This is a genomic window from Bacillus cereus group sp. BfR-BA-01311, from assembly GCF_022664295.1.
GTDB lineage: Bacteria > Bacillota > Bacilli > Bacillales > Bacillaceae_G > Bacillus_A > Bacillus_A cereus.
In genome coordinates this window covers 82,109-104,918 of the sequence record NZ_JAKUHC010000002.1, presented here as the reverse complement: position 1 = coordinate 104,918, position 22,810 = coordinate 82,109, and the positions used below count along the sequence as shown (strand labels likewise).

Here is a 22,810-nt window from a genome sequence, read left to right as displayed (position 1 = left end):
TCTAAAACCCAATGTTTGTTAACGCTTTCAAAATCTGTTGATTGTAGATGGGTGTATTTAAGTGAATAAGGATTAAAAAATTGTAAGTATGTCCAGAATTCCTCTAAAACTATTGCTTTTAATTCGTAAGACATCTGTCTTCCATCCCTTTACATCACTTCAATAACCTCGTCAACATTGTAGACATTGCTAAGGCATAGCTAATGCGATGTCTTTTACTATTAAAGAATTTTTAATGAATTTTCTTTTTGATTACACACCTTTCTTTGAGTGATTTTTTCATCTTGTTCAATTTTAGAAAGTTGATATTTTCTAAGGTGCTAATAGGTTATCCCTAGACGTCCCTATTATAGCTTGTATATTTATAAGTTAAATATTTTTGTATTTTAAGAAAAAATGAACAAACAGAATTTTGAATAGGTAATAAATTCAACATTACATGTAGTATTTGTGTCTAATGTTTGAAACTGTATTAGTTAGAGGGAAATCAGCAGTAATACAGGGGTTCTTACATTTTCACATTGTTTATATTGGTAATCTCTTGTTGAGATACCTATATTTCTCTTTTTTGAAATATCTTATTTTTAGCGTGAAAGCTGTTGTAATAAATAATACATATAGATGATAGAAACTTATGTTAGGACATGTATAGGTGAGGTGTTGAATATTAAATAGTAAATTTGTATTTAAATTCATTTTTCGAAATAAATAAACTTTTATGTGAAGTCAAATTCCTATCAAATTAATACAACTAAATGTTATTAAAATAAAAAATAATCAATTATAAAAGTAATTTTGAACGTAAGGAATTTGTAAGGAAGAGGTAAGAAAAAAGAGATTTTCCTTGTGTAAGATGAAAATGTAAAGAAGAGTGAGAGGAGAAAAATACTATATATTTCTATAAAAAACAAATCAATTAATAAGACTTGTTTGGAGGAAAAGAGACATTACAGATTCAATGTCGTCCTTTTGCAGTGGGGTAAGAAGAAAGCTGTGTGATTAGTTCCAAACAGCAAATAACTATTTATACAATATGAATAGGGGAGAGGATTATTTTGATGAAAAAGCATAGTCAAATTACATGTTCAGGTTTAGCTCTTTTAATAACTGGAGGTTCCCTGTTTTATACAACTCCAACCTCAAGTGTAAAAGCGGAGTCCATTCAAAATGTATCTAGTTCGTTACAAATAAGCACCCAAAGAGATCATAATTCCGTCAAAGAGGCAATGCGGGATACATTGAAACTAGGATATCCAGGGATACTTGCTAAAACTTCTGAGAGTGGAAAAACATGGAGTTATGCGGCTGGTGTAGCTGATCTGAGTACTAAGAAACCAATGAAAACAGATTTTCGTTTTCGAATTGGCAGCGTGACAAAGACGTTCACTGCAACAGTTATACTTCAATTAGCAGGAGAAAACCGCTTAAATCTAGACGATTCTATTGAAAAATGGATACCTGGTGTCATTCAAGGAAATGGATATGATGATAAACAGATTACTATCCGGCAATTATTGAATCACACAAGTGGTATCGCTAATTACACAAGGTCAAAGGATTTTAATATGATGGATACAAAAAAATCTTATACTGCTGAAGGATTAGTAAAGATGGGAATATCCATGCCTCCAGATTTTGCTCCAGGAAAGAGCTGGTCGTATTCAAATACAGGATATGTATTACTAGGAATTCTTATTGAAAAAGTAACTGGGAACAGCTATGCGGAAGAGATTGAAAATCGAATTATTGAACCACTTGAATTAGCGAATACATTCTTACCTGGAAATTCAAGCGTCATTCCAGGAACCAAGCATGCCCGTGGATATATCCAATTAGACGGAGCAAGTGAGCCAAAAGATGTTACCTATTATAACCCAAGTATGGGGAGCTCGGCCGGAGATATGATTTCTACAGCTGATGATTTAAACAAATTCTTTTCTTATTTACTTGGGGGCAAGTTATTGAAAGAACAGCAACTAAAGCAAATGCTTACAACAGTCCCTACAGGAGTAGATGAGCTTGGCGATTCCGGGCTTGGAATTTTCAAAATGAAGCTTTCAAACGGTGAATTGATATGGGGGCATGGAGGAACCATTCCTGGCTTTTTAACTTTTGCTGGAGGCACACTTGGAGGCAAGCATACATTGGCAGTCAATTTGAACAGCCTTAAAGCTGATACTCCTGATCCTTTTAAAAATATTTTACTTGCTGAATTTAGCAAGTAGTCTAAAAGTAAAAACGGGTAAAATTTATCATAGTTTCATAGTTAAACAAATGAATGATGAAAACGATCAATTATTTAAGGAGGTAATTCCGTGATGAAAAATAAGCTAACTGGTGTGTTAGCCACTGCATTAGCGGTAACTATGATTCTACCAACAGGAACGAAAGCATTTTCTGAAAGTAAGACTACTGTTGTAACTGGTGAAGAAGTAGCTAGTCAGGAACTGAAGAAGATTGCAGCAGAGAAGGCGGAGCTACTTACGAAGTCCCATGGGGCAGCTAGCGTGCAGTATGCACTAATTGATAATGGAAAACTTATTTTGTCGGGTCAGGCTGGCAAGAACGATATGGAAGGGGAAAAGCCGCTAACCAAAGATACTTTATACGGGATTGGTTCAGTCAGTAAAATGTATGCAACAGCGGCTGTAATGAAACTGGTCGATGAAGGAAAAGTCGATTTGGATGCTCCTGTTGTCCGCTATGTTCCTGATTTTAAGATGAAGGACGGTCGATACAAACGTATTACACCGCGTATGTTATTGAATCACTCCTCTGGATTACAAGGTTCTACGTTAGGTAATGCATTTTTATTTAACGATAATGATACCTATGCCCATGATACCTTGTTACAGCAATTGTCAAATCAAAACTTGAAGGCGGACCCTGGTGCTTTCTCGGTCTACTGTAACGATGGCTTTACGCTGGCCGAAATTTTGGTGGAAAGAGTTAGTGGTATGAGTTTTACTGAATTTCTACATCAAAACTTTACAGGACCTTTAAAGATGAATCATACGAAAACACCGCAGGACAAATGGAGGGATGAAAATCGGGCTGGACTATATTTCCCGGCGTACCAAGGACAACTTCCAATTGAATCGGTGAATGTTATTGGTACGGGAGGCATATCTTCTACGGCAGAAGATATGGTGCGATTCTCACAACTATTTATGGGACAGGGAAAAGGAATCCTCTCTGATAAGGTAGTCAAGGCGATGGAGCAAGAGGAATATAAAAAAGGAATGTGGCCGGGGGCTGGCGAGAATATTTTTAACTATGGTCTTGGCTGGGATAGTGTGAAACTATACCCATTCAGTGAATATGGGATCAAAGCTTTGACTAAGGGCGGCGATACGGCACTGCAACATGCTATATTAGTCGTGCTTCCGGAACAGAAAATAGCAGCGGCTGTATTGACATCTGGTGGACGGAGCTCTACAAATCAACTAATGGCAACTGAATTACTGCTCGCTACGCTTAAAGAAAAAGGTACTATTAAGGAAATCAAGCCGAACAAATCCTTTGGTAAGCCGGTCAAAGTCAAAATGCCTCAAGGCGTAGCAAAGAAAGCAGGGTTTTATGGCAATAGCGAAACTCATTTCACAATTGAAATTACGAAGAACGGAGAACTGTTCTTACCATCTAATCCAGAAGAAAAATATGTATATACTACTGATGGAAGCTTTATTAATGAGAAGGGGACTTCAAAGCTCAACTTCGTAACCGAGAAAAATGGAAGAACTTATTTGAAGGAGAGCGCATATAAATCGCATCCAGGTTTAGGGCAAAGTGTGATGACCCACTATTTAGCTGAGAAACTAGAAGACAACGTGCTATCGAAGAAAACCGCTGCTGCATGGGCAAAGAGGGAAGGTGTCAAGTTCTATCTTGTAAACGAGAAATTTAGTTCTATTCAATATCTCGTTCAACCGAAACTTCTTAGTACACAAATTACTCGCAAGGAAGGCCCAGCAGGTTATTGGGGGGGCAGAAAAATTACAGGTCCGAATACCGCAACGCATCAGCTCCAAATTCCCGTAATGAATGGCCGTGATACAACGGAAACACACTTCTATACAGAAGGTGGAAATGAATATATGAAGATGGCTGGGTTGTTATACGTAAGTGAATCAAATGTAAAACCAATTGATATAGGCCAATCATCCCAAGTTACGCTGGGAGCAAATGGACATGCGAAATGGTTTACAATTCCGCAAGCGGCAGCAGAGAAAAGAATGACCGTGACGTTGCCACCAAAGGGTTCGTTTGCGGTGTATGATGAGAAGGGAGTTTGTGTCAACTTTAGCATCGTGAGTGGCAATAACAAGGCGAAACTGCCGAAGAACGGAACAATCGTATTCGCTGGGGCACCGAAATCGGAATTTGCAATCTCGGTGAACTAGCTATAATTTAAGATGATCTTAAACAAAACCAGTACGGTACAGAAAAGATGTATTACTGGTTTTGTTTGTATTTATGCATTCTCAATGAAAAAGCTTGAATAATATCACTCTCAAGCACTATAAAAACATCAAAACTAGAAAATTAGTATCTCTAGAAGATGTACAGTTTTTTTGGAGTTGAATAATTTTAACAGCGTAGAGAGATTAAATTTCTACTCTTTTTCTTCAATTAATATAATGTGTATGTACATACACATTATATTTTTATTTCATAAATTTTAAAATTTTGTTCACGATAGTTTGAAATTGTAAAAAAAGAAAATATGTGGCATGACATCACTTTGTTTTTATACAGCTTTGTAATTAAACTATAATATTGTATTTTTTCTTCATTATTGAAATTAGTAATAATAAAATGTATTATTGAAAAGCACAATTTATAATTCAAGTAATCAAGCATATGTACCCGTAATAATTTGAACATTCAGAAATTATAATATTGTCTAAAAATGAGGTGAGATTCATAGAAACAGTACATATTAAGTGGTATGGCATGTATAGTATAAATGACTTTTATAATAGGGAAGAAGCTTCTAAGAAGGGGATATTTGCAATCTCTAGAGTATATGCTAAGAATGTAACATTGCTCTATATAGGACAAACTAAAAGAAGCTTTATACAAAAGATAAGAGAACTTAATAAAGAGTGGGCTTTTGATGAGAGCGAATTAAAGATTACATTAGGAATAATAGAATTTCCTAGTGGTGAACTTTACTCTGAAAAGAAGGTAAAAGAGATAAAATCTCTTTTGATTTTACGACATACCCCATTAGAAAACGAAACATCTTTATTATACTATAGAGGGAAATTTAATTTTAAAATTATTAATAAGGGAAGAAGAGGTTTAATTGTTAAAAAGCTTTCTACAGGAGATCTAATGTGGACGTAATTGGAATCACCTTTGAATAAAATTGAAGGTTTCTTAAGTGCAGAAGCTTATCAATTTTTAATGTATTAAACTATTTTGAATAACATATGTCAGATACTTGAAAAAACACAAATTTTATTATGATATGAAATCCTGTATGGAAAGTGTAGTTTATTTCTATTGTTTAATAAAAATATTAAGAATTTTAGGGATAATACATAAAGAGTAGAGGAGAAAGTAAACACGGAGGTTTGAAGAATGGGACAAGTAAGCAGATTTCAAGAAAAACAACAGAATCGTCGTCAAAAGGCAATTTTTAATATTGCATTTACTTTGGTATTAGTGACAGTTGGTATAGTGACATACCAATTGTTTACCCCTTCTAATACATCAACGAAAGCAATTGCTCAAGAAAAGAAAGTAACAAAGATAGAAGAGAAGAAAACTGAAGATAAAGAAACAGCAAAGATAGAAGAGAAGAAAACTGAAGATAAAGAAACAGCAAAGATAGAAGAGAAGAAAACTGAAGATAAAGAAGCAACAAAGTTAGAAGAGAAGAAAACTAAAGATAAAGAAATAGCAAAGATAGAAGAAAAGAAAAGCGAAGATAAAGAAGCAGCACAGTTAGAAGGGAAACAAAAAGTAGAAAAATCGGTAAAAACGAACGAAAATAAAGAGGAAGAAAAAACGGTATCTCAAGAAAAGGATCCTCAAACTAATCCTTCATGGAAGCCAATTGGTACAGAGCAAGGAGCAAAACCTGATATGAAATTTAAAGAAGGAACAGTAGATTGGAGTGAGATGAAAAAAGCAATCTCTTATGCTGTTGATGTTCCAGAGAGCCAATTGATTTTCGATTTTATTGGAAATAATGGTAATAATAAAGCCTACGGTAATGTACGAGATAAACAAAGTAATAAAAAATATAAGGTTAATATTGATTGGGTAGAGAATCAAGGGTGGAAACCAGCATCTGTACAAGTGGTAAAATAAATAATAGAAATGTAATTATGTGCTTAAAAGTTTACTCTTGTAAAAACTCATAAAAGAGTTTGTTTCAATCAGGACTCTTTTGTTATGTTGACAGCATTAATTACTCAGACTCAATTGTGAGATCCTGATGCAGACAAAGTTTGAAGTTTATTAAAATCTATCTAATTTAGTGCTTCGAAAGGTTCAAAATTGCATTTTTAAAGCATTAAATAATTAATGGTACCTTTTGAAATATTTTTGGTCTCATTTCATTAGAAACAATTCCGTCTATATAACTAAAAAATGTATTATGATATCTATTGAACATATGAATAGGATAACAATTACCTGCTGTTAGCAAGTTGCAGTTTATCTAATAAAAAGATCACTTGTTTCTAAGACAAGTGATCTTTTTATATACATTTCCTTTACTATTTTTAAAATTGAATAGATATTTCAATCTGTGTAATTACAATAGACCTGATTAAAATTAAAACTGCAACAAGGATTATACCGTCCATATTTGTAGTAAGAAATATATATATAATATCTTAATGCAAGGTTGGCCTATGTTCTATGAAGATACTAAAGAATTATAGGAAACATTGAGAAACGGGAATTATTTTTATTACAATATTTATGCATCTTTAGGCCTAAATAGCTGGGTATTAGCTAAGAAACTTGAGATATTAGACTCCTATTAAGTTAAAAATGACCTTAAGTGTACTTCCCATAAAGAAAATTGTGTAAATAAGCTGTCCATATGGGCAGCTTATTGTATTTTTTGGCTTAGCTTGTTTTTTTCGAAGTGCTGGCGGTTCCTCTACAAGTATTCTTGCATTTAAATTATTTTTAATATATTATATTTATATGGTTATATAGAGATTGATGTATACAAAAAAGACTCAAATCTATTAATAAGATTTAAGTCCTTTTCAAAGATAAAAAGATTGTACCGAAATGGAATACAACTTATACTTTTCTTTTTAATATGTATCTAGTAAAAAGACATTTTTTATCAATAAAATTGTATTTTCAATATAAATGGAAGTTCATTTGTATTCAATGATAGGAAATAGTGGGTCTAGAACATAGAGGAACAAAGAACCATACAGAGAAATTTGAAGAACCTGAAAGCTATTGTATGTAGTTTGTTCATCTCAAGTACAATAAAAGAGTCTTACCTCTGTAGGCAAGACTCCACTAGTATCGTTGTATAATATTTACATATCAACTAAAAAACAAAAACCATATAACACCAAGTAGCAGAATCCTAATATTCCTCCTACAGCTAATACTTGTTTAAACCAACTTTTAAATTTTATATAACTGTAAATATCTTGAACTTTTTCCATATTTCCTCCTATTAAGGAGAACCCTTAAAGACTCTCACTTCGTTATGGTACCATTAAAGAATGGCTAATAGAGGTCAAATATTGTCAAAACGTATAAATATGCAATATTGCATACAGAAATGTATTGTTACAAATGTAAGCGTTTACTATAATGAAGGTATAAAGTTTAATCACATCCCAGTATTAACAAAAGAGGAGGAAATAATATGGAAATCGCAATGGCAGTTTTAAAATTTATAGGTGGAGCAATCCCATTAGTTCAAGAGCTTCTAAAAGCATTTATGTAAATTCACTATTTAGCAATTATTTATAAAAATTATCATTCGTATGAGTAAAGCCCCTTTAACAATATTAGGGGGCTTTTTAAATTTCTAAATATTTAAGGTTACGTCACTTTTAGCTAGCAGAATTAATAGAGCTATTGAATTTTATAAGAAACAAGAAGCAGTTTCCTCACCACCTAAGATTATTTTCTCTGGTGGACAAGGATCAGATGAAAATATTTCTGAAGCGAAAGCTATGCAGGAGTATGCTGTGAATAATAGGATTCCTCTAGAGAATACAATAAAAGAGGACCGTTCTACTACAACATACCAAAATATGCTTTTTTCAAAGAGAATTATGGAATCATTAAAAGGAACACGGTATAACTGCATTTTTTCTACAAACAACTTCCATGTGTTTCGCGCCGGATTATACGCTAAAATAGTAGGATTAAATAGCCAAGGAATTGGCTCAAAAACAGCCTTCTATTATTGCCCAAATGCGATGATTCGAGAGTATATTGCAATCTTCGTTATGAATCGTGTACGTCACAGTATTGTAATAGCAATTATTATGGGATTCTCTATCATAGCAACCGGAGTAAATTATTTATTTTTTTAAGGGTGTTGTATAACTTATATTTTGGGAGTTATCTTAGGTAAGGAGTCACCTTAGGGTGACTCCTCTTTTTTGTGTTTATATGGGTTGGTTTATTTAAATGTTAGACTACAATGCAAGTGATTGTTGTGATGTTGATTAAAAAGGCAGCTATTGTAGTCGTCTTTTTATTATCTTACAAAAGTGTAATCTTCATGTCATGTTCTTGAATTTCTTCTCAAATAAAAAGGGGTTATGATAACAGCATAATAAAAAACACATGAGGTGAATGACGTGAAAAGATATATTACACTTTTTAGTATTCTAGTTGTATTTGCTACAATGTTAGTTGGTTGCGATGTGAATCGTATGGGAAAAGATGAATACTATGTTCAAATTACAACTGATGCGAAAATAAAGTCAGGGGTATCTAAAGAAGGAAATAAATACACAGAGTATAATTATGAATTACAAGGATTTGACGAAAATGGTAATGAAAAAACAGTGAAATTTAATGGATTTAAAGAGCTTCGTAAAGAAGCATTCTTACGCGTATTCCACTCCGATAAAAAAGGTGTAACTGCTTGGGAAGAGGTGAAGAAAGACGAGCTTCCTGGGAAGGTGAAAGAAAAATTAGACGTGAAATAAATGATTTATAATGGCGAACCCACATATTCGAAGGGTTCGCTGTTTTTTTGTGGGGTAATTTTGCCCAAATCCCCGAAAATGGAGAATAAGCTAAATTAAGTAGGTATACCACCATATCGCCATAAAGACGTTATTCTTACGGTAGAATTATAGGAAAGGATGACGTTTTTTTATGTCTAATTCTGTATCTGACGACTTACAATTATTTGCACAGGAGATTAAGAGTCTTTTATCACCAAATACCTTACAGAATCTAGCTAGAGATGTTGGATTTGGGGTACTGCCACATCGCCATCAACCTAAGATTTTGAATTATCCCCAAAACGAAAATTTCATTCTTTCATAGTTGTCCATAGAAGTTCAGTTCGTTTTTTCGTTTATGGGAAGAATGTATTTTTTAACTTGATAGCACTGTGACGATTCCCCTAAGAGACCTAAAAAAACTATGTAAAGAAGGTTTTCCAAAAGATTAGGCATAGCGCTACTCTTTTTGGAAAACCCTAATCGATAAATTCGTGTTATTATTCTTGATATTGCTGTTGAACCGCCTCTGGTAGTTCCTCAAAGATTATTCTTTTAAAATGTTAATAATACTTCATTAAATTCTTTTGTAGGAGTTGCGTTTAATCCATGAGGACAACTTGTATTAGAGCAAGTTTACTATCAGGAATGGAATCATATGTGCGTTTCCACTTAACTCAAAAGGTACAGTTGCATCAGAGTCACCGTGAATTATAAGATTTAATATAAATATAAAATTTACCAATATATATAAACCAGTATTATAGTTTGATACTAATTTATTTGATTCTTTTATTTATGTGCTTGTTAATTTAGCATAGATGATAAAAAATAAGGTTAATTGTCCTATTATCACAATATTCGGCACTACTATAATTAAATTAATAACAAAAAAGACTGCTAAAATTCCTAAAAACAAGCACAAATGATAAATGTTCAAGCGGTGTTGTTCAAACCTGTATTGATGAAAAACAATTGTAGTTGACAGGAAATAGAGCAATACAGAACCAAAAACAAAATATAAGATAAAAGAATAATAGACCTCATGTAAAAATAATAATCTAATGGATGCTGCAACCATACTCAAAGACATTAAAATAAATAGATGACCGTAAATAATAATTTGACCAGAAGTTTGTCTAGACTTGTCGAGTTTCTTCTCCATGTTATCGAAATATTGCCACCACATCGAAATAATGAGGATAAATGAAATGATCGCAAAGCTTATTGAATCCCAATTTCCTTGTTTAGGTTGAATGACCACAAGAGTGCTTACAAGAGCTTCCCCAAAGAGAATAATGGAAAATAGACCAAATCTCTCTAACAAGTGGGCTGTATTTGTAGGAACCTTTTCTAAACACTTCCTTCCAAGCAGTGGGACAATAATATCGATAAGAATCCCAAAATATAACACAGCATATCGAATCCAAGAATCAAAAAAGACGGATAATAACGAAATAACGATTCCAATCCCAAAATATCTTCCTAAAAAGAGTGCTGCTTTTTTTCGAGCCCCCTCTTCTATACGCTGGACAACAAGATATTGAATTGCAGTCACGACCCTTAAGCCAATATAGCCAATTAAAAAAGAAAGATAATAAGGATCAAAATCAGCTGATAAGCTTGATGTCATTATTAGGACAAAAAACATTTGCAGGATCAAAAAAATTCTTTGATGAAATAAATCTTTTCCAAACCGGTTAACAAAGATGGTTTGCCCTACCCAAGCCCACCAAATCGGAATAAAAATTAAGACAAATTTTACCAAATACTCTGCATGGATTTGACCATCTTCAACATGAAGTAAAACATGAGTCGCAGCCGTCACTGCCGCCACAAATAACAAATCATAAAAGAGTTCTAACCACGTCACTTTCTTTTCTTCCATTTCTGCACTCCCTCCTTATAGTTAATAGTATGCTAAAAAGATATAGTAATTGGAAGAGAAAATAATATAGACATAAACCATTTTTCCTCATTATTGTATTCAACATAATCCCCTGGAACGTCAGTGTTACATTTTATATAGTTGGCTACTTTTAAAATTTCAATATTAAAATACAATACTTTTAGACCGTTTAGTTTTTCTCCTTTGTTATCCGCTACGATTTTATCTCCACCATATAGGGGACCTATATATTCCCATCAACTTAAGAAATTTTAATACCTTTAAGTACAAAAAAACGTTATCATTTCTAAACAGGATAGATTAGAAATGATAACGTATGGATGATACTAGCTTATATTAGTCTTTCTGGTGCTGTGATGGTATATCATACTAATTAATAAAATGAAAGAATGTAGCAATAATAATTCTAGAATTTTTTATCATAAAGATGTAGCAACTATAGAACGCTTAGTAACAGCTATGAACAAGAAGAACGTAAAGCTAGAACAGGCTATAAATCGAGCAATGTCAAGTATTGAAGAAAATGAGATAGCAACTGTTGCTACAGATAGTGTAGCGGATACAGAACACGAACTTCATCACATGAGGGTCATCCGAAATCGGTACTTGAGTTAATCGTCAGCTGAGATCTTTGGAATTGAACTGACGGTAACTTTAACAAAATAAGGAGTACAATTAAACAGCCTAAAATATGCAAGTTTTTATGCAAAACTGCTTGCGTATTTTGGCTATTTTTGCATTCGTAAAAGTGCTATAAGTAAACAGCATTTTTAAATTGCCAAATACCCCCATGAGATCAATGGGACTTATATTCCACTTCTTTATCAGAATTATATTAAGAAGTGGAAATAGTATAAGTACCCAAAAAACGATAATAAAAACTGTATTCATCAGTTTCTACTCCTTATGTGAATCATAAAGTTATTATCCCGTTTATTGTGGGCTGACTAAAGTTTCACTTTATCTCTCCGTCTCAAAAAACTCAATCCACTCTCCATCAGGGCCAGCGAAGAATATGTAACGTGTTCCATCTGGTAATGTTTCGATTTCTTCTCCTAGTAAAAAGGTTACGCCGTGTTTTTGTATTCTTTCAATTTCATCCTCTAATGAATCTACCTTAAAGCAAATGTGATGTACTTTTCCTTCTGCCGGAAGAGAAGAGTTATAACCTTCAATGAGTTCGAGTATCGTTTCCTTCGATTCTTCCACACCTAAAAAAGCGAGTTTTAAGTCTGGGTTCGGGTGCCCCATACGTTTAAGGAGCTGTAAGCCGACTACTTCTTCATAAAATGAGATAGATGCTTCTAAGTTTGCAACCATAAGTCCAACGTGTTCTATTCTTCTAACTGGCATGTAGATTCCTTCTTTCTGAAAATTATATACAATATATTATTGAAAATTAAGAAAATAAGCAAGATAAAAACCTTACAAATTTTAGCGTGTTATATGGTATAGTGAGAAAGTATGTTTGGGGAGAAGGAAGGAGATTATACGATGAATACAACTACTCAAACTCCTTCATTATCGGAAACGATGAAAGAGTGGCATTATGCATTAGCATATGAAATTAAACATTGGAAAACGATAGGTGGTAGTAAAATTTCTATCATGAATGGTCGTTTTTTATATACAGATTATGAAAGTACAGTATACGTATTTCAGCTTATTTCGGAAGTAAGCTTACCTGAAGGTTCACCGATTCGAATTGAGTTCGATGGTGAGGAAGCGACAGGAGAAGTATTATCTGTACATGGATTAGAAATAGAACTGAAATTAAATGATTATATACAAGGTGAAATAAGAGAAGCGGTTTTATACAGTGAACCGTGGCAACTTTTAGAGCAACTGCAAGAGCGATTGAAAGAAGCACGTAAAGATAAGCTGAAACGTAATCGTATAAAGCGTCTTGTTGATGGGACGAGCAGCCCGAAACATATTGAGAAGATGAAAAATCCAAAAAATGAACTGGCATATCGCGCGTTTTATAATCCGACAACGTACGTATGGGGACCGCCGGGAACAGGGAAGTCTTACAATTTATCACGTATTATTTCGGCCCATTATCAAAAAGGAAAATCGGTACTTGTGTTAGCTCATAGTAATGCGGCAGTAGACGTATTAATGAGTGAAGTAACGAAGCAAATTGAGAAGAAAAAGAAATGGACGCCTGGCGAAATTGTTCGTTACGGTTATAGTCAACATGAACATATACGAAATCATGAAACGTTACTTGCATCTAAGTTAGTTGAAACGACGAACGGATCATGGGGTGAGGAAAGACTCTACTTGGAAGAAACACGCCAAGAGCTTCGTGAAAAAATCTTATCGTATAAGGCAACGTCCTCTGATAAGAAGCGTATGCAGGAGATTGAAAGTGATCTTCGAAAGCAAAAGGCTAAAATTAAAGAAGTAGAAAAAGAATATATTGAAAATGCGAAAGTAATCGGCGCAACTTTATCGAAATGTGCTATTGATGCGCTAATTTATGAGCGTACATTTGATTTAGTTGTCGTAGATGAGGTGAGTATGGCGTTCGTTCCGCAAATTGCATTAGCTGCTTCACTTGGAAAACGTATCGTCGTTTGCGGTGACTTTTTACAGTTACCTCCAATTGCGATGGCAAATCATGAACTTGTTCGCAAATGGCTTGGGGAAGATATGTTTTACCATGCTGGAATTGTTGAGTCTGTTAATAAATCAGAAGCACACCCAAACCTATTTATGTTGCAGGAACAAAGACGTATGCATGCGGATATATCGAAGTTTACGAATTCGTTTATTTATAAAAATAGAGTATACGATCATCCGTCTGTTTCAGAGCGTAAAGAACTTGCGCAATTGCAGCCGTTTGCAAATGAAGCGAGTGTTTTATTTGATACGAGCCAAATGGGAGCTTTTTCGTTAAAAGATGCTGCTTCTGGTTCACGTTTTAACATTATGTCTGGTTTAGTAGCAATGCAAATGATGTTAATCGGATTGTTAGACGGTGTTCAATCAATTGGTATTGTGACACCTTACAGGGCGCAGTCACGCTTTTTATCGACGTGTATTAGAGAAATGTTGCAGAGAACGAAATATCAAAACATACCAGTTTTAGCGGCGACAGTTCATAAGTTCCAAGGTTCTGAAAGAGATATGATGATCTTTGATACGGTTGACAGTTATCCGCAAGAACGACCTGGCGTATTATTCTTTGACCATAAAAACCATCGCCTCGTCAATGTAGCAGTGACAAGGGCGAGAGGGAAGTTCATTCAATTATCAGATTGCCATTATATGCGTAAAAACCTTTCGAGAAAACAAGCGTTATCACAATTAACAGCTCATATAGAACGTCACGGAGATGTGTATGATCGCACGACATCAAGACAATTGTGGGAACGAAAAATATCGAAACGTTTACGTTGGTTTATGGAAATGAATCTTGAGGAAACGAAAGGGCTATTAAAAGATATTTTAGCAGCAAAACGAAAAATTATTATTTCACTTCCAAGTACAAAACAAGTGGATAAGCGAGTATGGCAAGCGTTAATGCGTACAAATGCGCAAATAACAGTGTATAGTGACGGACCAGTTCCACTGAAAAATGTAAAGTTACAAAGACAAAATAAAGCATCCCCGTTCCTAGTAATCGATGATGAAATCTTCTGGGCAGGCGCACCGCTTACATCTCAAATGATGTTTGAAGGTAGTACGGAATATCCGTACGTATGTGCAAGACTGCAAGCACCTGAGACAATTGGTGTATTAAAAGGATTTTTAGATATTCGGTAAATTCGGATAGGAATTCCTTGACTTTTACTTGGAATGAACTTAGAATAAAAAATAATTTAATATAATTTTATGAAAATTCTTATCACGAGAGGTGGAGGGACTGGCCCTATGATACCTCGGCAGCGGATTCGTTATGAATACTGTGCCAATTCCAGCAAGGTAACTTGAAAGATAAGAAAGAAGCTCATTTTGACTGTATATACAAAAGCCTCTTTCTATCTTTTAGAAAGAGGCTTTTTTACGTGAAAATAAAAGGAGGAAGAACAATGGGAGCTACAGGAGTAACGTCACAAAGAAAAACAATTGAAGAGAGTATCGAAAGAAATAAGGAAAAGTACATAGAAACAAGTCATGATATTCATGCGAATCCAGAGATTGGTAACCAAGAGTTTTATGCATCTAGAACGTTAAGTTTATTACTAGGTAGTGCAGGGTTTCAGTTACAGCACAATATAGCTGGACATGAAACGGGATTTATCGCGCGAAAAAGCTCTGGAAAACAAGGACCGGCAATTGCATTTTTAGCGGAGTACGACGCTTTACCAGGACTTGGCCATGCGTGTGGTCACAATTTAATCGGCACAATTAGTGTTGCAGCAGCAATTGCATTATCAGAAACACTTGAAGAAATTGGCGGAGAAGTTGTCGTGTTTGGTACGCCAGCAGAAGAAGGCGGGCCAAATGGTAGCGCGAAATCAAGTTATGTAAAGGCAGGTTTATTTAAAGACATTGATGCGGCGCTTATGATTCATCCGAGCGGAAAAACAGCGACAACGAGTCCTTCACTAGCAGTCGATCCACTTGATTTTCATTTTTACGGAAAAACAGCTCACGCTGCAGCTTCGCCAGAAGAAGGGATTAACGCATTAGATGCGGTTATTCAGCTCTATAACGGTATTAATGCACTTCGCCAACAACTTCCGTCAGACGTGAGAATTCATGGTGTCATTACAGAAGGAGGAAAAGCACCTAACATTATTCCTGACTATGCCGCGGCTAGGTTCTTCATCCGTGCAGCAACGCGAAAAAGATGCGCGGAAGTAACAAAAAAAGTAAGAAACATTGCTGAGGGAGCAGCGTTAGCAACAGGTGCGAAAGTAAAAATCCATCAATTCCAAAATGAAATCGATGAATTACTCGTAACAAAAACATATAACGATATTGTAGCGGAAGAACTAGAACTATTAGGTGAAGATGTAAATCGTAAAGAAAGAGTAGGAATCGGTTCAACCGACGCAGGAAACGTAAGTCAAGTCGTACCGACAATTCATCCGTACATTAAAATCGGACCAGATGATTTAATTGCACATACGAATGAATTTAGAGAAGCAGCACGTTCAGAACTTGGAGATAAAGCATTAATTACATCGGCAAAAGCATTAGCAAATACGGCGTATCGATTAATTACGGAAGAAGGGTTGTTAGAGAAGGTGAAGGAGGAGTTTAGAGAGGCGCAGAGGAATCAAGGGTAAGGGGATTAAGGTACTTTTTTCGAATAGCAATCTAAATAATAAGTAGAGATATAAAAAAGAACATTGAAAATCAATGTTCTTTTTTTGTTACTAATCATTAATTTTGTTGGATTTTCTCATAAAGGAAAAGCTTTTACTGTTAGCGGAGGATAATACGTATCCTTTATTAGAATGACAATTTCTCCTCAAACTCACTCTTTAAAACAATTAAAGGAGATGACAAGCCAAATTGCATTAAAGAGTCTAAAAATGTAGCGAGAGAATCCATCGAATCGCTCATGACCTTCATCATATAATTAAACTCCCCACTAATTCGATATAAATCTGTTACTTCAGGAGCGGCATTACAAAATTGAATAAAATCAGAGCATTGGCTCGTTTTAAACATGATGAATGCTTGAATGTTTTTATTAATTTTTGCAGGCTCAAATTTCGTTCGATAAGCCGCTATAACTCCTTGATCTTCAAGTTTATTAATACGCTCTTTTACAGCAGGTTGCGTCATGGATATAATTCGTCCTATTTCTGAAACGGAAATTCTCGCATTTTCATACAACAAGTTCATTATTTTGTGATCGATTTCATCCAGTTTTACTGCATTTTGCATTGGGGTATCTCCCTTGATTTATTTTCTAAAGTAAATTGTGATTTATAACTATAATATCATAAGTAAAGGAACTAAATTACCTATAAATTTATATTTAAAATGATTGGGGTTTACATGAAAATATAAGTATAGATTTTTATTAAACGGAAATTTAGGAAGGATGGAAAAAATGAAGAATCTTGATGGGAAAGTAGCGATAGTAACAGGGGCGAGTCGCGGTATTGGTCGGGCGATTGCGATGAGATTGGCAAACGACGGTGCATTAGTAGCGATTCACTACGGCCGAAATAAGGCAGCTGCAGATGAAACAATTAGTGAGATTGAATCTAATGGAGGAAAAGCGTTCTTAATTGAAGCTGAACTCAATTCAATTGATGGTGTCAAAAAGCTAGTAAGACAGTTAAAGAATGAATTACAAATAAAAGTTGGTACATCAGAGATTGATATTTTAGTAAACAATGCAGGGATAGGTACACAAGGAACGATTGAAAATACGACAGAAGAAGTTTTTGATGAAATTATGTCTGTAAATATGAAAGCACCATTCTTCTTAATTCAGCAAACATTACCGTTACTACGAGCAGAGGGGCGCGTTATTAACATTTCATCAGCTGAAGTAAGACTTGGTTTTACAGGGTCTATTGCATACGGTTTAAGTAAAGGTGCATTAAATACGATGACACTTCCTCTAGCTAAACATCTCGGAGAAAGAGGTATAACAGTGAATACAATTATGCCTGGATATACGAAGACAGATATCAATGCAAAATTGCTAGATAATCCAGAAATACGAAATTTTGCTACAAACTCATCTGTGTTCGGACGAATAGGGCAAGTTGAAGATATTGCAGATGCAGTAGCATTCCTTGCTTCTTCTGATAGCCGCTGGGTAACGGGGCAGATTTTAGATGTTTCTGGTGGGTTTTGTTTATAGGGTCACTACTCCATAGCCATCAAGCTAATCTAGTAATTTATAGAAAGATAGGCATACTAAAGAAGTCTATTAAAACGTGATTTTTTCGCTAGGCAACTTGAATCAGGGGGCATTTCTTTTTCTTAAGTTGACGGGCATGTATGGTGCCCCCTATTAGACGATAGTGAATGAACAATTTCGGGGTTCAGTTCAACTTTATTCAAAATAAGATTTTTTTGCAGTAAAATCAATGTTAGTGGAACTTTTTTAATCAAACTTTTTTAAAAATTAACATAAATACTTGCAATGTTTAAATTAGTACTATATAGTTCTAGTTATGACAAAGATCAAATTAATGAATCAAAAACGTGTGATTGAAGTAGCTGCAACATTATTTTTAGAAAAAGGGTTTGCTTATACAAGTATGGATGAATTGGTACGTGTAAGCAAAGTTTCAAAGTCTAATGTGTATTATCACTTTTCTAATAAGGAAGTATTATTAGAAGGGGTCGTTGATTATTGGATTGAAATGTATCAATCTGCAATTGATGACGTACTTTCTCAGAACCAATTTTTAGTTGAAGATCGTATCCAACTGTTTTTAAAGCAATTATCACAAGGAGTTCAATCGAGAGAGTATAAGGGAAGCTGTCCATTTATTACTCTTTATATTCAAAGTCCTACACAGGCCACGCAAATAAAAGAAAAAATAGGTCTTTTTTTTACAGGATTACAAAAGAAAGTTTCTCTATTACTTAAACAAGGGGTAGAGAATGGAGAATTTAGAAATACGATTAATATTGATGAGGTTGCATCACTTTTTATTACAAATCTTGAAGGAGCGTTATTTATTTCAGAAACATTGAAGGATGCAACTGTAATCACGAAAACAGCAGATCATTTTTTAAAATTGCTTCGATAAAAGAAGCATTTTTTTTACATCAAATTAGTACTAAGTAGTACTAAAGGGAGGATTTTATATGAGAACAGTATTTTTAACTGGTGGAACAGGCTTTATTGGAAAACAATTAGTAAAAGAATTAGCCAAAGAGGATGTTAAAATTCTTCTTTTAGTGAGGTCGAAAAATAAAGCAACACGCCTTTTTCAAGAAAGAGGCATCTTAAAAAAGGAAGTTATGCACTTTATTGAAGGTGATTTGACGAAAATAGATTTAGGTCTAAGTGCTGAAGATAAGGAGAGGGTATTGAAAACGGATGTGATTATTCATGCAGGAGGCCCCATGGATATTCAAGCGACAAGTAAAGAGGCAGCTTCCGTATTTTTAAATGGCGCCAAACATATTAGTGAATTAGCTAAAAGTATTCATCAATTGAAGGGTTTGCAACAATTTATTCATGTTGTAGGTTATATGAGTCCCTTTGATGATAAAAATAGCAAGATTGCAATTGATGTGTTTAAAGAAGGAAACAATTATTTGAAAATAAAAAATCCATATGAGAGAACAAAATTTTTAGCAGATCTTTATATCCGTCAGCAGGCATCAGCAGTAGGTTATCCGCTTTCTGTAATTAATCCGCCAACTGTAGTCGGTAGTAGTAAAACAGGGAGTACAGAGCAGATAGCAGGATTAGGTTTGCTTGTAATGAGTATGCGAAGAGGGCTCATGCCAGTGATTCCTGGAGGTAAGGGATATAGGTTACCACTTATTTCAAACGATGAGCTTGCGAAGTTTATTGTGCAGGTTTTCAGATTGGAGCAACCGACTATTCAAACATATACACTTGTTGAAGACAAACAGCACGATCAGAACATTGCTGAATTATTAAGTATTATGTCGGAAAGTATGAATATGAGGGCACCAAAAATCTCTGTTCCAATGCCATTTATGAAAGCAATTATGAATAGTGGAGGAAGTAAAATAACAAAAATTCCTTCTGATGGACTGAATTTTATTACAAAACAAAAATTTTCAAATGTTTCAGCGAAAAAAATTATGGGAGGAGATTGGTTTAAGAAGACGAGTGTAATGAAATTTTTCCCTGCCGTAGTAGCAGATCTGGATTATCGAATGATGTATCAAAATGGCCGGCATAATCATTTATTTAAACGAACATTATGCGATAACACTACCCTTTACCAATTACAAGGAACGGGTAAACCGTTTATTTTATTACATGGTTTATTGAGTGATGGAGAGGATTTATTTCCTTTAGCACAAGAGCTTCATGAAAAAACTGGTCAACCTGTATGGATTTTGGATCTTCCAGGTTTGGGACGTTCTCCTTTTAAACGAGAGAAAAATCTTCTAGATATCTATTTGAATGTAGTGAAAAAGTTATTGGAGAAAGCTACTAATGGTGCGCATCTAATTGGACATTCATTCGGTGCGTTTATTCTTCTGGAAGCATTGGTACAAGAGTACATAGATAAGAAGTATTCAATCACTTTACTTCAGCCACCTGTTGCTAAAAAAAATGCTAAATCGCTAAATGTTCCTCAAGTTATGAACAAATGGACATTAAAACTGGCAACTACTAATTTGATAGGGCGTTATTTATTAAGTAATGGTTTGTTTGAAAGTACGGAGAGCATCCCTGAACATTATATTGAAAAGATAAGTAAAAGTTTTACTTCTCCTAGAATTTTAAATACTACGGTTCAGCTTAACAGTTTACTACTGAAAAACGATCAAGGTGATTTCAATGAAGTAACAAAGTATAATCTTCACATTATTTGGGGGGATTATGACAGAGCCTATTCTGCTCCATCGCATCTTGGTAAGGTTGATTTTGTTCCATATGGCCATCATTTTCCTCTTAGCCATCCGAGTGAAACGGCAACATTAGTAATAAAAAATAGTAATACTAGCAGATGAGAGTGTGGGATAAATAAAAAGTGTGTAGTAAGATCGTTGTGTCTTTGAAATAAAATCGTACTGTTTGGGGTCCCGCGAACAAGACGCGAATTTTGCACGCTAAGCAAAAAAACAATAAGCTGTCTACATGGACAGCTTATTTACATTATTCTCGTTATTGGAAGTTATTTTTAACTTTTCCTGATCTGAAAGAGTCAATCTTTTTTTATATAATTTATCAATAATTATTCTTTTTTCTCCGGCTGATAGGAAAGAATAACGACACCTGAATTGGTCGTTCTTGTTTCTATAAGTTTTAATGCTTTTGTATTACTCTGGTCTTTAAAGAGACGCTTTCCGCTCCCTACGATAACGGGATTGATTATAAAGTGATATTCATCAATGAGGTCGTGTTGCATCAATGTTTGTATAAGCTCACCACTACCATAAATTAAAAGGTTCTGACCAGGCTGTTCCTTCAGTTTCGATATTTCTTCTACAATATTACCCTTGATAAGATTTGCATTCCATTCGGTTTTTTCCAATGTTGTTGAGGCAACAAATTTAGGCATGCTGTTCATCTTATCAGCAAAACCTTCTTCATCAGTCATAGAAGGCCAGGCAGCTGCAAAACCTTGATAGGTTACTCGCCCTAGTAGAAGAGCTTCACTTTCAAACAGTAAATCGGATTGAAACTTTGCTACTTCTTCATTGAAATATGGAGCAGTCCAAGCTGGTTCCTCCATGACACCATCTAGTGAGAGGTACATCGATACAATTATTTGTCCCATTTTATTCTCCTTTAGTTTTAAATTGAGATTTTTACATATTGGTAACACAATTATTAATTCTTCAGTTAGAGAAATTCCTCTTTTTAAATAGTTTCGACAAAATGTATTTATGTATGTTTCGGAATAACTCAATATATATTAATAACTTCGAAATATTGTATAACAGATAATTTTTATGCATCATTGATTAGCATTGCTTATTGTGCTAACGAATCCGGATAGTGTGGCGACCGACTAAATAGTTGCTTATCCTCAATTATTAGAAGGGAAGTTCTATCATTTCGCGAATTTGTTAGACATAGACGAGCGCTATAATTTTCTATATCTACATAAAGAGGTGACTACGCATGAATCAAAGACCGTCAGAAGAAGAATACGCCGGGAGCTCCGGCGAATATATCCGTTTGGCGCCGGACGGTAACATCATCGACATTCTGCTCGCCCAGGAAAAGCAAATGACCGAGCTCCTGGCATCGTTGACCGAAAGCCAGGCCGCATATCGGTATGCGGAAGGAAAATGGACGCTGAAAGAAGTCGTGGGCCACATTGCAGACGCGGAACGAGTCATGACCTACCGCCTGCTCCGGTTCGCAAGAGGGGACCAGACGCCTCTGACCGGTTTCGATCAGGAATTGTTCCTGCCTCCTTTCGGAAGCTGGACAACGGCGCAATTGGCCGAAGACTACCGGGCCGTACGGCAATCAACGATCACATTGCTGCGCGGGCTACCGGCGGAGGCGTGGATCCGCAAGGGGACAGCCAACAACCTAAGCATTACGGCGCGCGCCCTCGCGTACGGCATCGCGGGACACGAACTTCATCACATGGGGGTCATCCGAAATCGGTATTTGAGTTAATCGCCGGCTGAGGCCATTGGAATGGAATTAACACCTCTCATACAACCTTAGATACCGTTCTTATTGGGGTCCCGCCCCACAACCATCAACTTAAGGATTTAGACTATTTTTGAAATTAAAAGCACGTTACTATTCTCTTATGTTAATGAGAAAGGTTGACGTGCTTTTTATGAATATGCACCAAAAACAAGAGTTATATCGATTTTTCTCATTTTGGGGTATTTGTTTTTCTTAGATTGAGGGTGATGGGACACTACTCTATAATGATCAAATTAAAATTTAAAACAGTTATAGAGACTCCATTCCTCAGAAATATTGTAACTATTAAGTTGTAAAAAGAACCATAGTTTTTCATTTTTGAAAAGGTTATGGTCTTTTTTTATTGTAATAAAGATATGATGCGAGGAAGTTTTTTAGATAAATCAAAAAAACTTGATTAATAAGTTGCATATAGAACTCATCTACGTATATACTATAAACATC

The 22,810-nt window shown here is 34.9% G+C and carries 16 protein-coding genes, 3 pseudogenes and 1 riboswitch; of the genes and pseudogenes, 14 read left to right on the top strand and 5 right to left on the bottom strand.

Translation table 11 applies throughout. The features are described 5' to 3' along the window. Positions 1 to 1,058 precede the first annotated feature (1,058 nt). The 4 genes from MR136_RS05695 to MR136_RS05680 all read left to right on the top strand — a co-directional run bounded on the left by MR136_RS05695 (position 1,059) and on the right by MR136_RS05680 (position 6,324). Positions 1,059 to 2,225: a serine hydrolase domain-containing protein gene (locus tag MR136_RS05695; protein ID WP_061457439.1), complete on the top strand. Its 1,167-nt coding sequence runs from the start codon at positions 1,059 to 1,061 to the stop codon at positions 2,223 to 2,225. Positions 2,226 to 2,318: 93 nt separating this feature from the next. Continuing rightward, on the top strand, positions 2,319 to 4,403 hold the full coding sequence (locus MR136_RS05690; RefSeq protein ID WP_061457438.1) for a serine hydrolase domain-containing protein: 2,085 nt from the start codon (positions 2,319 to 2,321) through the stop codon (positions 4,401 to 4,403). Positions 4,404 to 4,917: 514 nt separating this feature from the next. After that, on the top strand, positions 4,918 to 5,352 hold the full coding sequence (locus MR136_RS05685) for a hypothetical protein (protein ID WP_002164503.1): 435 nt from the start codon (positions 4,918 to 4,920) through the stop codon (positions 5,350 to 5,352). Positions 5,353 to 5,589: 237 nt separating this feature from the next. Beyond that, a complete protein-coding gene (locus MR136_RS05680) occupies positions 5,590 to 6,324 on the top strand; it encodes a YrrS family protein (RefSeq protein ID WP_103622179.1) in 735 nt (244 codons plus the stop codon). Positions 6,325 to 7,526: 1,202 nt separating this feature from the next. On the opposite strand, the gene MR136_RS28405 is transcribed toward MR136_RS05680, so the two are convergent. Next, positions 7,527 to 7,658, bottom strand: a complete 132-nt coding sequence (locus tag MR136_RS28405; RefSeq protein ID WP_255794473.1) for a hypothetical protein — start codon at positions 7,656 to 7,658, stop codon at positions 7,527 to 7,529. A gap of 99 nt (positions 7,659 to 7,757) precedes the next feature. Between MR136_RS28405 and MR136_RS28530 the strand changes: the two are divergent. The 3 genes and pseudogenes from MR136_RS28530 (at position 7,758) to MR136_RS05670 (ending at position 9,167) form a co-directional block, all read left to right on the top strand. Then, positions 7,758 to 7,945, top strand: a pseudogene (locus MR136_RS28530) (hypothetical protein). Between the two features lie 94 nt (positions 7,946 to 8,039). After that, a pseudogene (locus MR136_RS05675) lies at positions 8,040 to 8,543 on the top strand (YdcF family protein); the annotation flags it as partial. A 270-nt stretch (positions 8,544 to 8,813) separates the two neighbouring features. Next, positions 8,814 to 9,167 (top strand): YxeA family protein, encoded by a 354-nt coding sequence (locus MR136_RS05670; protein ID WP_000833211.1) that lies wholly within the window; start codon positions 8,814 to 8,816, stop codon positions 9,165 to 9,167. An 817-nt stretch (positions 9,168 to 9,984) separates the two neighbouring features. Here MR136_RS05670 and MR136_RS05660 read toward each other — a convergent pair. Beyond that, positions 9,985 to 11,076 carry a low temperature requirement protein A gene (locus tag MR136_RS05660; protein WP_098686017.1) on the bottom strand — a complete coding sequence of 364 codons (1,092 nt, stop codon included), beginning with the start codon at positions 11,074 to 11,076 and terminating at the stop codon, positions 9,985 to 9,987. Positions 11,077 to 11,484: 408 nt separating this feature from the next. Between MR136_RS05660 and MR136_RS28525 the strand changes: the two are divergent. Next, a pseudogene (locus MR136_RS28525) lies at positions 11,485 to 11,667 on the top strand (hypothetical protein); the annotation flags it as partial. 390 nt (positions 11,668 to 12,057) lie between these two features. On the opposite strand, the gene MR136_RS05650 reads toward MR136_RS28525, so the two are convergent. Then, positions 12,058 to 12,450, bottom strand: coding sequence for a VOC family protein (locus MR136_RS05650; protein WP_001145268.1), 393 nt, complete (start codon positions 12,448 to 12,450; stop codon positions 12,058 to 12,060). Between the two features lie 111 nt (positions 12,451 to 12,561). Between MR136_RS05650 and MR136_RS05645 the strand changes: the two genes are divergently transcribed. Both MR136_RS05645 and MR136_RS05640 read left to right on the top strand, forming a co-directional pair. Continuing rightward, complete coding sequence (locus MR136_RS05645) at positions 12,562 to 14,871, top strand: AAA domain-containing protein (RefSeq protein WP_061457434.1); 2,310 nt, start codon at positions 12,562 to 12,564, stop codon at positions 14,869 to 14,871. Between the two features lie 76 nt (positions 14,872 to 14,947). Next, positions 14,948 to 15,049, top strand: a riboswitch (SAM riboswitch). A gap of 88 nt (positions 15,050 to 15,137) precedes the next feature. Beyond that, a complete protein-coding gene (locus tag MR136_RS05640; RefSeq protein ID WP_061457433.1) occupies positions 15,138 to 16,343 on the top strand; it encodes a M20 family metallopeptidase in 1,206 nt (401 codons plus the stop codon). Positions 16,344 to 16,509: 166 nt separating this feature from the next. Here the strand turns inward: MR136_RS05640 and MR136_RS05635 are convergent, their stop codons facing one another. Beyond that, positions 16,510 to 16,950, bottom strand: a complete 441-nt coding sequence (locus MR136_RS05635) for an Lrp/AsnC family transcriptional regulator (protein WP_001178562.1) — start codon at positions 16,948 to 16,950, stop codon at positions 16,510 to 16,512. A 169-nt stretch (positions 16,951 to 17,119) separates the two neighbouring features. On the opposite strand from MR136_RS05635, the gene MR136_RS05630 reads away from it, so the two are divergent. From MR136_RS05630 to MR136_RS05620, 3 genes are all read left to right on the top strand, one after another. Further along, entirely contained in the window at positions 17,120 to 17,884 is a 765-nt protein-coding gene (locus tag MR136_RS05630; protein ID WP_061457432.1) for an SDR family oxidoreductase, read from the top strand. 334 nt (positions 17,885 to 18,218) lie between these two features. Further along, positions 18,219 to 18,785, top strand: a complete 567-nt coding sequence (locus MR136_RS05625) for a TetR/AcrR family transcriptional regulator (protein ID WP_001072324.1) — start codon at positions 18,219 to 18,221, stop codon at positions 18,783 to 18,785. 58 nt (positions 18,786 to 18,843) lie between these two features. Further along, positions 18,844 to 20,700, top strand: coding sequence for an alpha/beta fold hydrolase (locus tag MR136_RS05620; protein WP_061457431.1), 1,857 nt, complete (start codon positions 18,844 to 18,846; stop codon positions 20,698 to 20,700). Positions 20,701 to 20,924: 224 nt separating this feature from the next. Here MR136_RS05620 and MR136_RS05615 read toward each other — a convergent pair whose 3' ends face one another. Then, positions 20,925 to 21,470 carry a dihydrofolate reductase family protein gene (locus MR136_RS05615; RefSeq protein WP_000529755.1) on the bottom strand — a complete coding sequence of 182 codons (546 nt, stop codon included), beginning with the start codon at positions 21,468 to 21,470 and terminating at the stop codon, positions 20,925 to 20,927. 347 nt (positions 21,471 to 21,817) lie between these two features. Between MR136_RS05615 and MR136_RS05610 the strand changes: the two genes are divergently transcribed. Beyond that, positions 21,818 to 22,327 (top strand): DinB family protein, encoded by a 510-nt coding sequence (locus MR136_RS05610; protein ID WP_001076305.1) that lies wholly within the window; start codon positions 21,818 to 21,820, stop codon positions 22,325 to 22,327. The last annotated feature ends 483 nt before the right edge of the window (positions 22,328 to 22,810 follow it).

Coding starts and splice junctions, on each gene's coding strand:
- MR136_RS05660 (WP_098686017.1), bottom strand. CDS start 11,076: ATGGAAGAAAAGAAAGTGACGTGGTTAGAACTCTTTTATGATTTGTTA.
- MR136_RS05645 (WP_061457434.1), top strand. CDS start 12,562: ATGTTTGGGGAGAAGGAAGGAGATTATACGATGAATACAACTACTCAA.
- MR136_RS05680 (WP_103622179.1), top strand. CDS start 5,590: ATGGGACAAGTAAGCAGATTTCAAGAAAAACAACAGAATCGTCGTCAA.
- MR136_RS05640 (WP_061457433.1), top strand. CDS start 15,138: ATGGGAGCTACAGGAGTAACGTCACAAAGAAAAACAATTGAAGAGAGT.
- MR136_RS05635 (WP_001178562.1), bottom strand. CDS start 16,950: ATGCAAAATGCAGTAAAACTGGATGAAATCGATCACAAAATAATGAAC.
- MR136_RS05690 (WP_061457438.1), top strand. CDS start 2,319: ATGAAAAATAAGCTAACTGGTGTGTTAGCCACTGCATTAGCGGTAACT.
- MR136_RS05620 (WP_061457431.1), top strand. CDS start 18,844: ATGAGAACAGTATTTTTAACTGGTGGAACAGGCTTTATTGGAAAACAA.
- MR136_RS05630 (WP_061457432.1), top strand. CDS start 17,120: ATGAAGAATCTTGATGGGAAAGTAGCGATAGTAACAGGGGCGAGTCGC.
- MR136_RS05650 (WP_001145268.1), bottom strand. CDS start 12,450: ATGCCAGTTAGAAGAATAGAACACGTTGGACTTATGGTTGCAAACTTA.
- MR136_RS05610 (WP_001076305.1), top strand. CDS start 21,818: ATGAATCAAAGACCGTCAGAAGAAGAATACGCCGGGAGCTCCGGCGAA.
- MR136_RS05615 (WP_000529755.1), bottom strand. CDS start 21,470: ATGGGACAAATAATTGTATCGATGTACCTCTCACTAGATGGTGTCATG.
- MR136_RS28405 (WP_255794473.1), bottom strand. CDS start 7,658: ATGGAAAAAGTTCAAGATATTTACAGTTATATAAAATTTAAAAGTTGG.
- MR136_RS05625 (WP_001072324.1), top strand. CDS start 18,219: ATGAATCAAAAACGTGTGATTGAAGTAGCTGCAACATTATTTTTAGAA.
- MR136_RS05695 (WP_061457439.1), top strand. CDS start 1,059: ATGAAAAAGCATAGTCAAATTACATGTTCAGGTTTAGCTCTTTTAATA.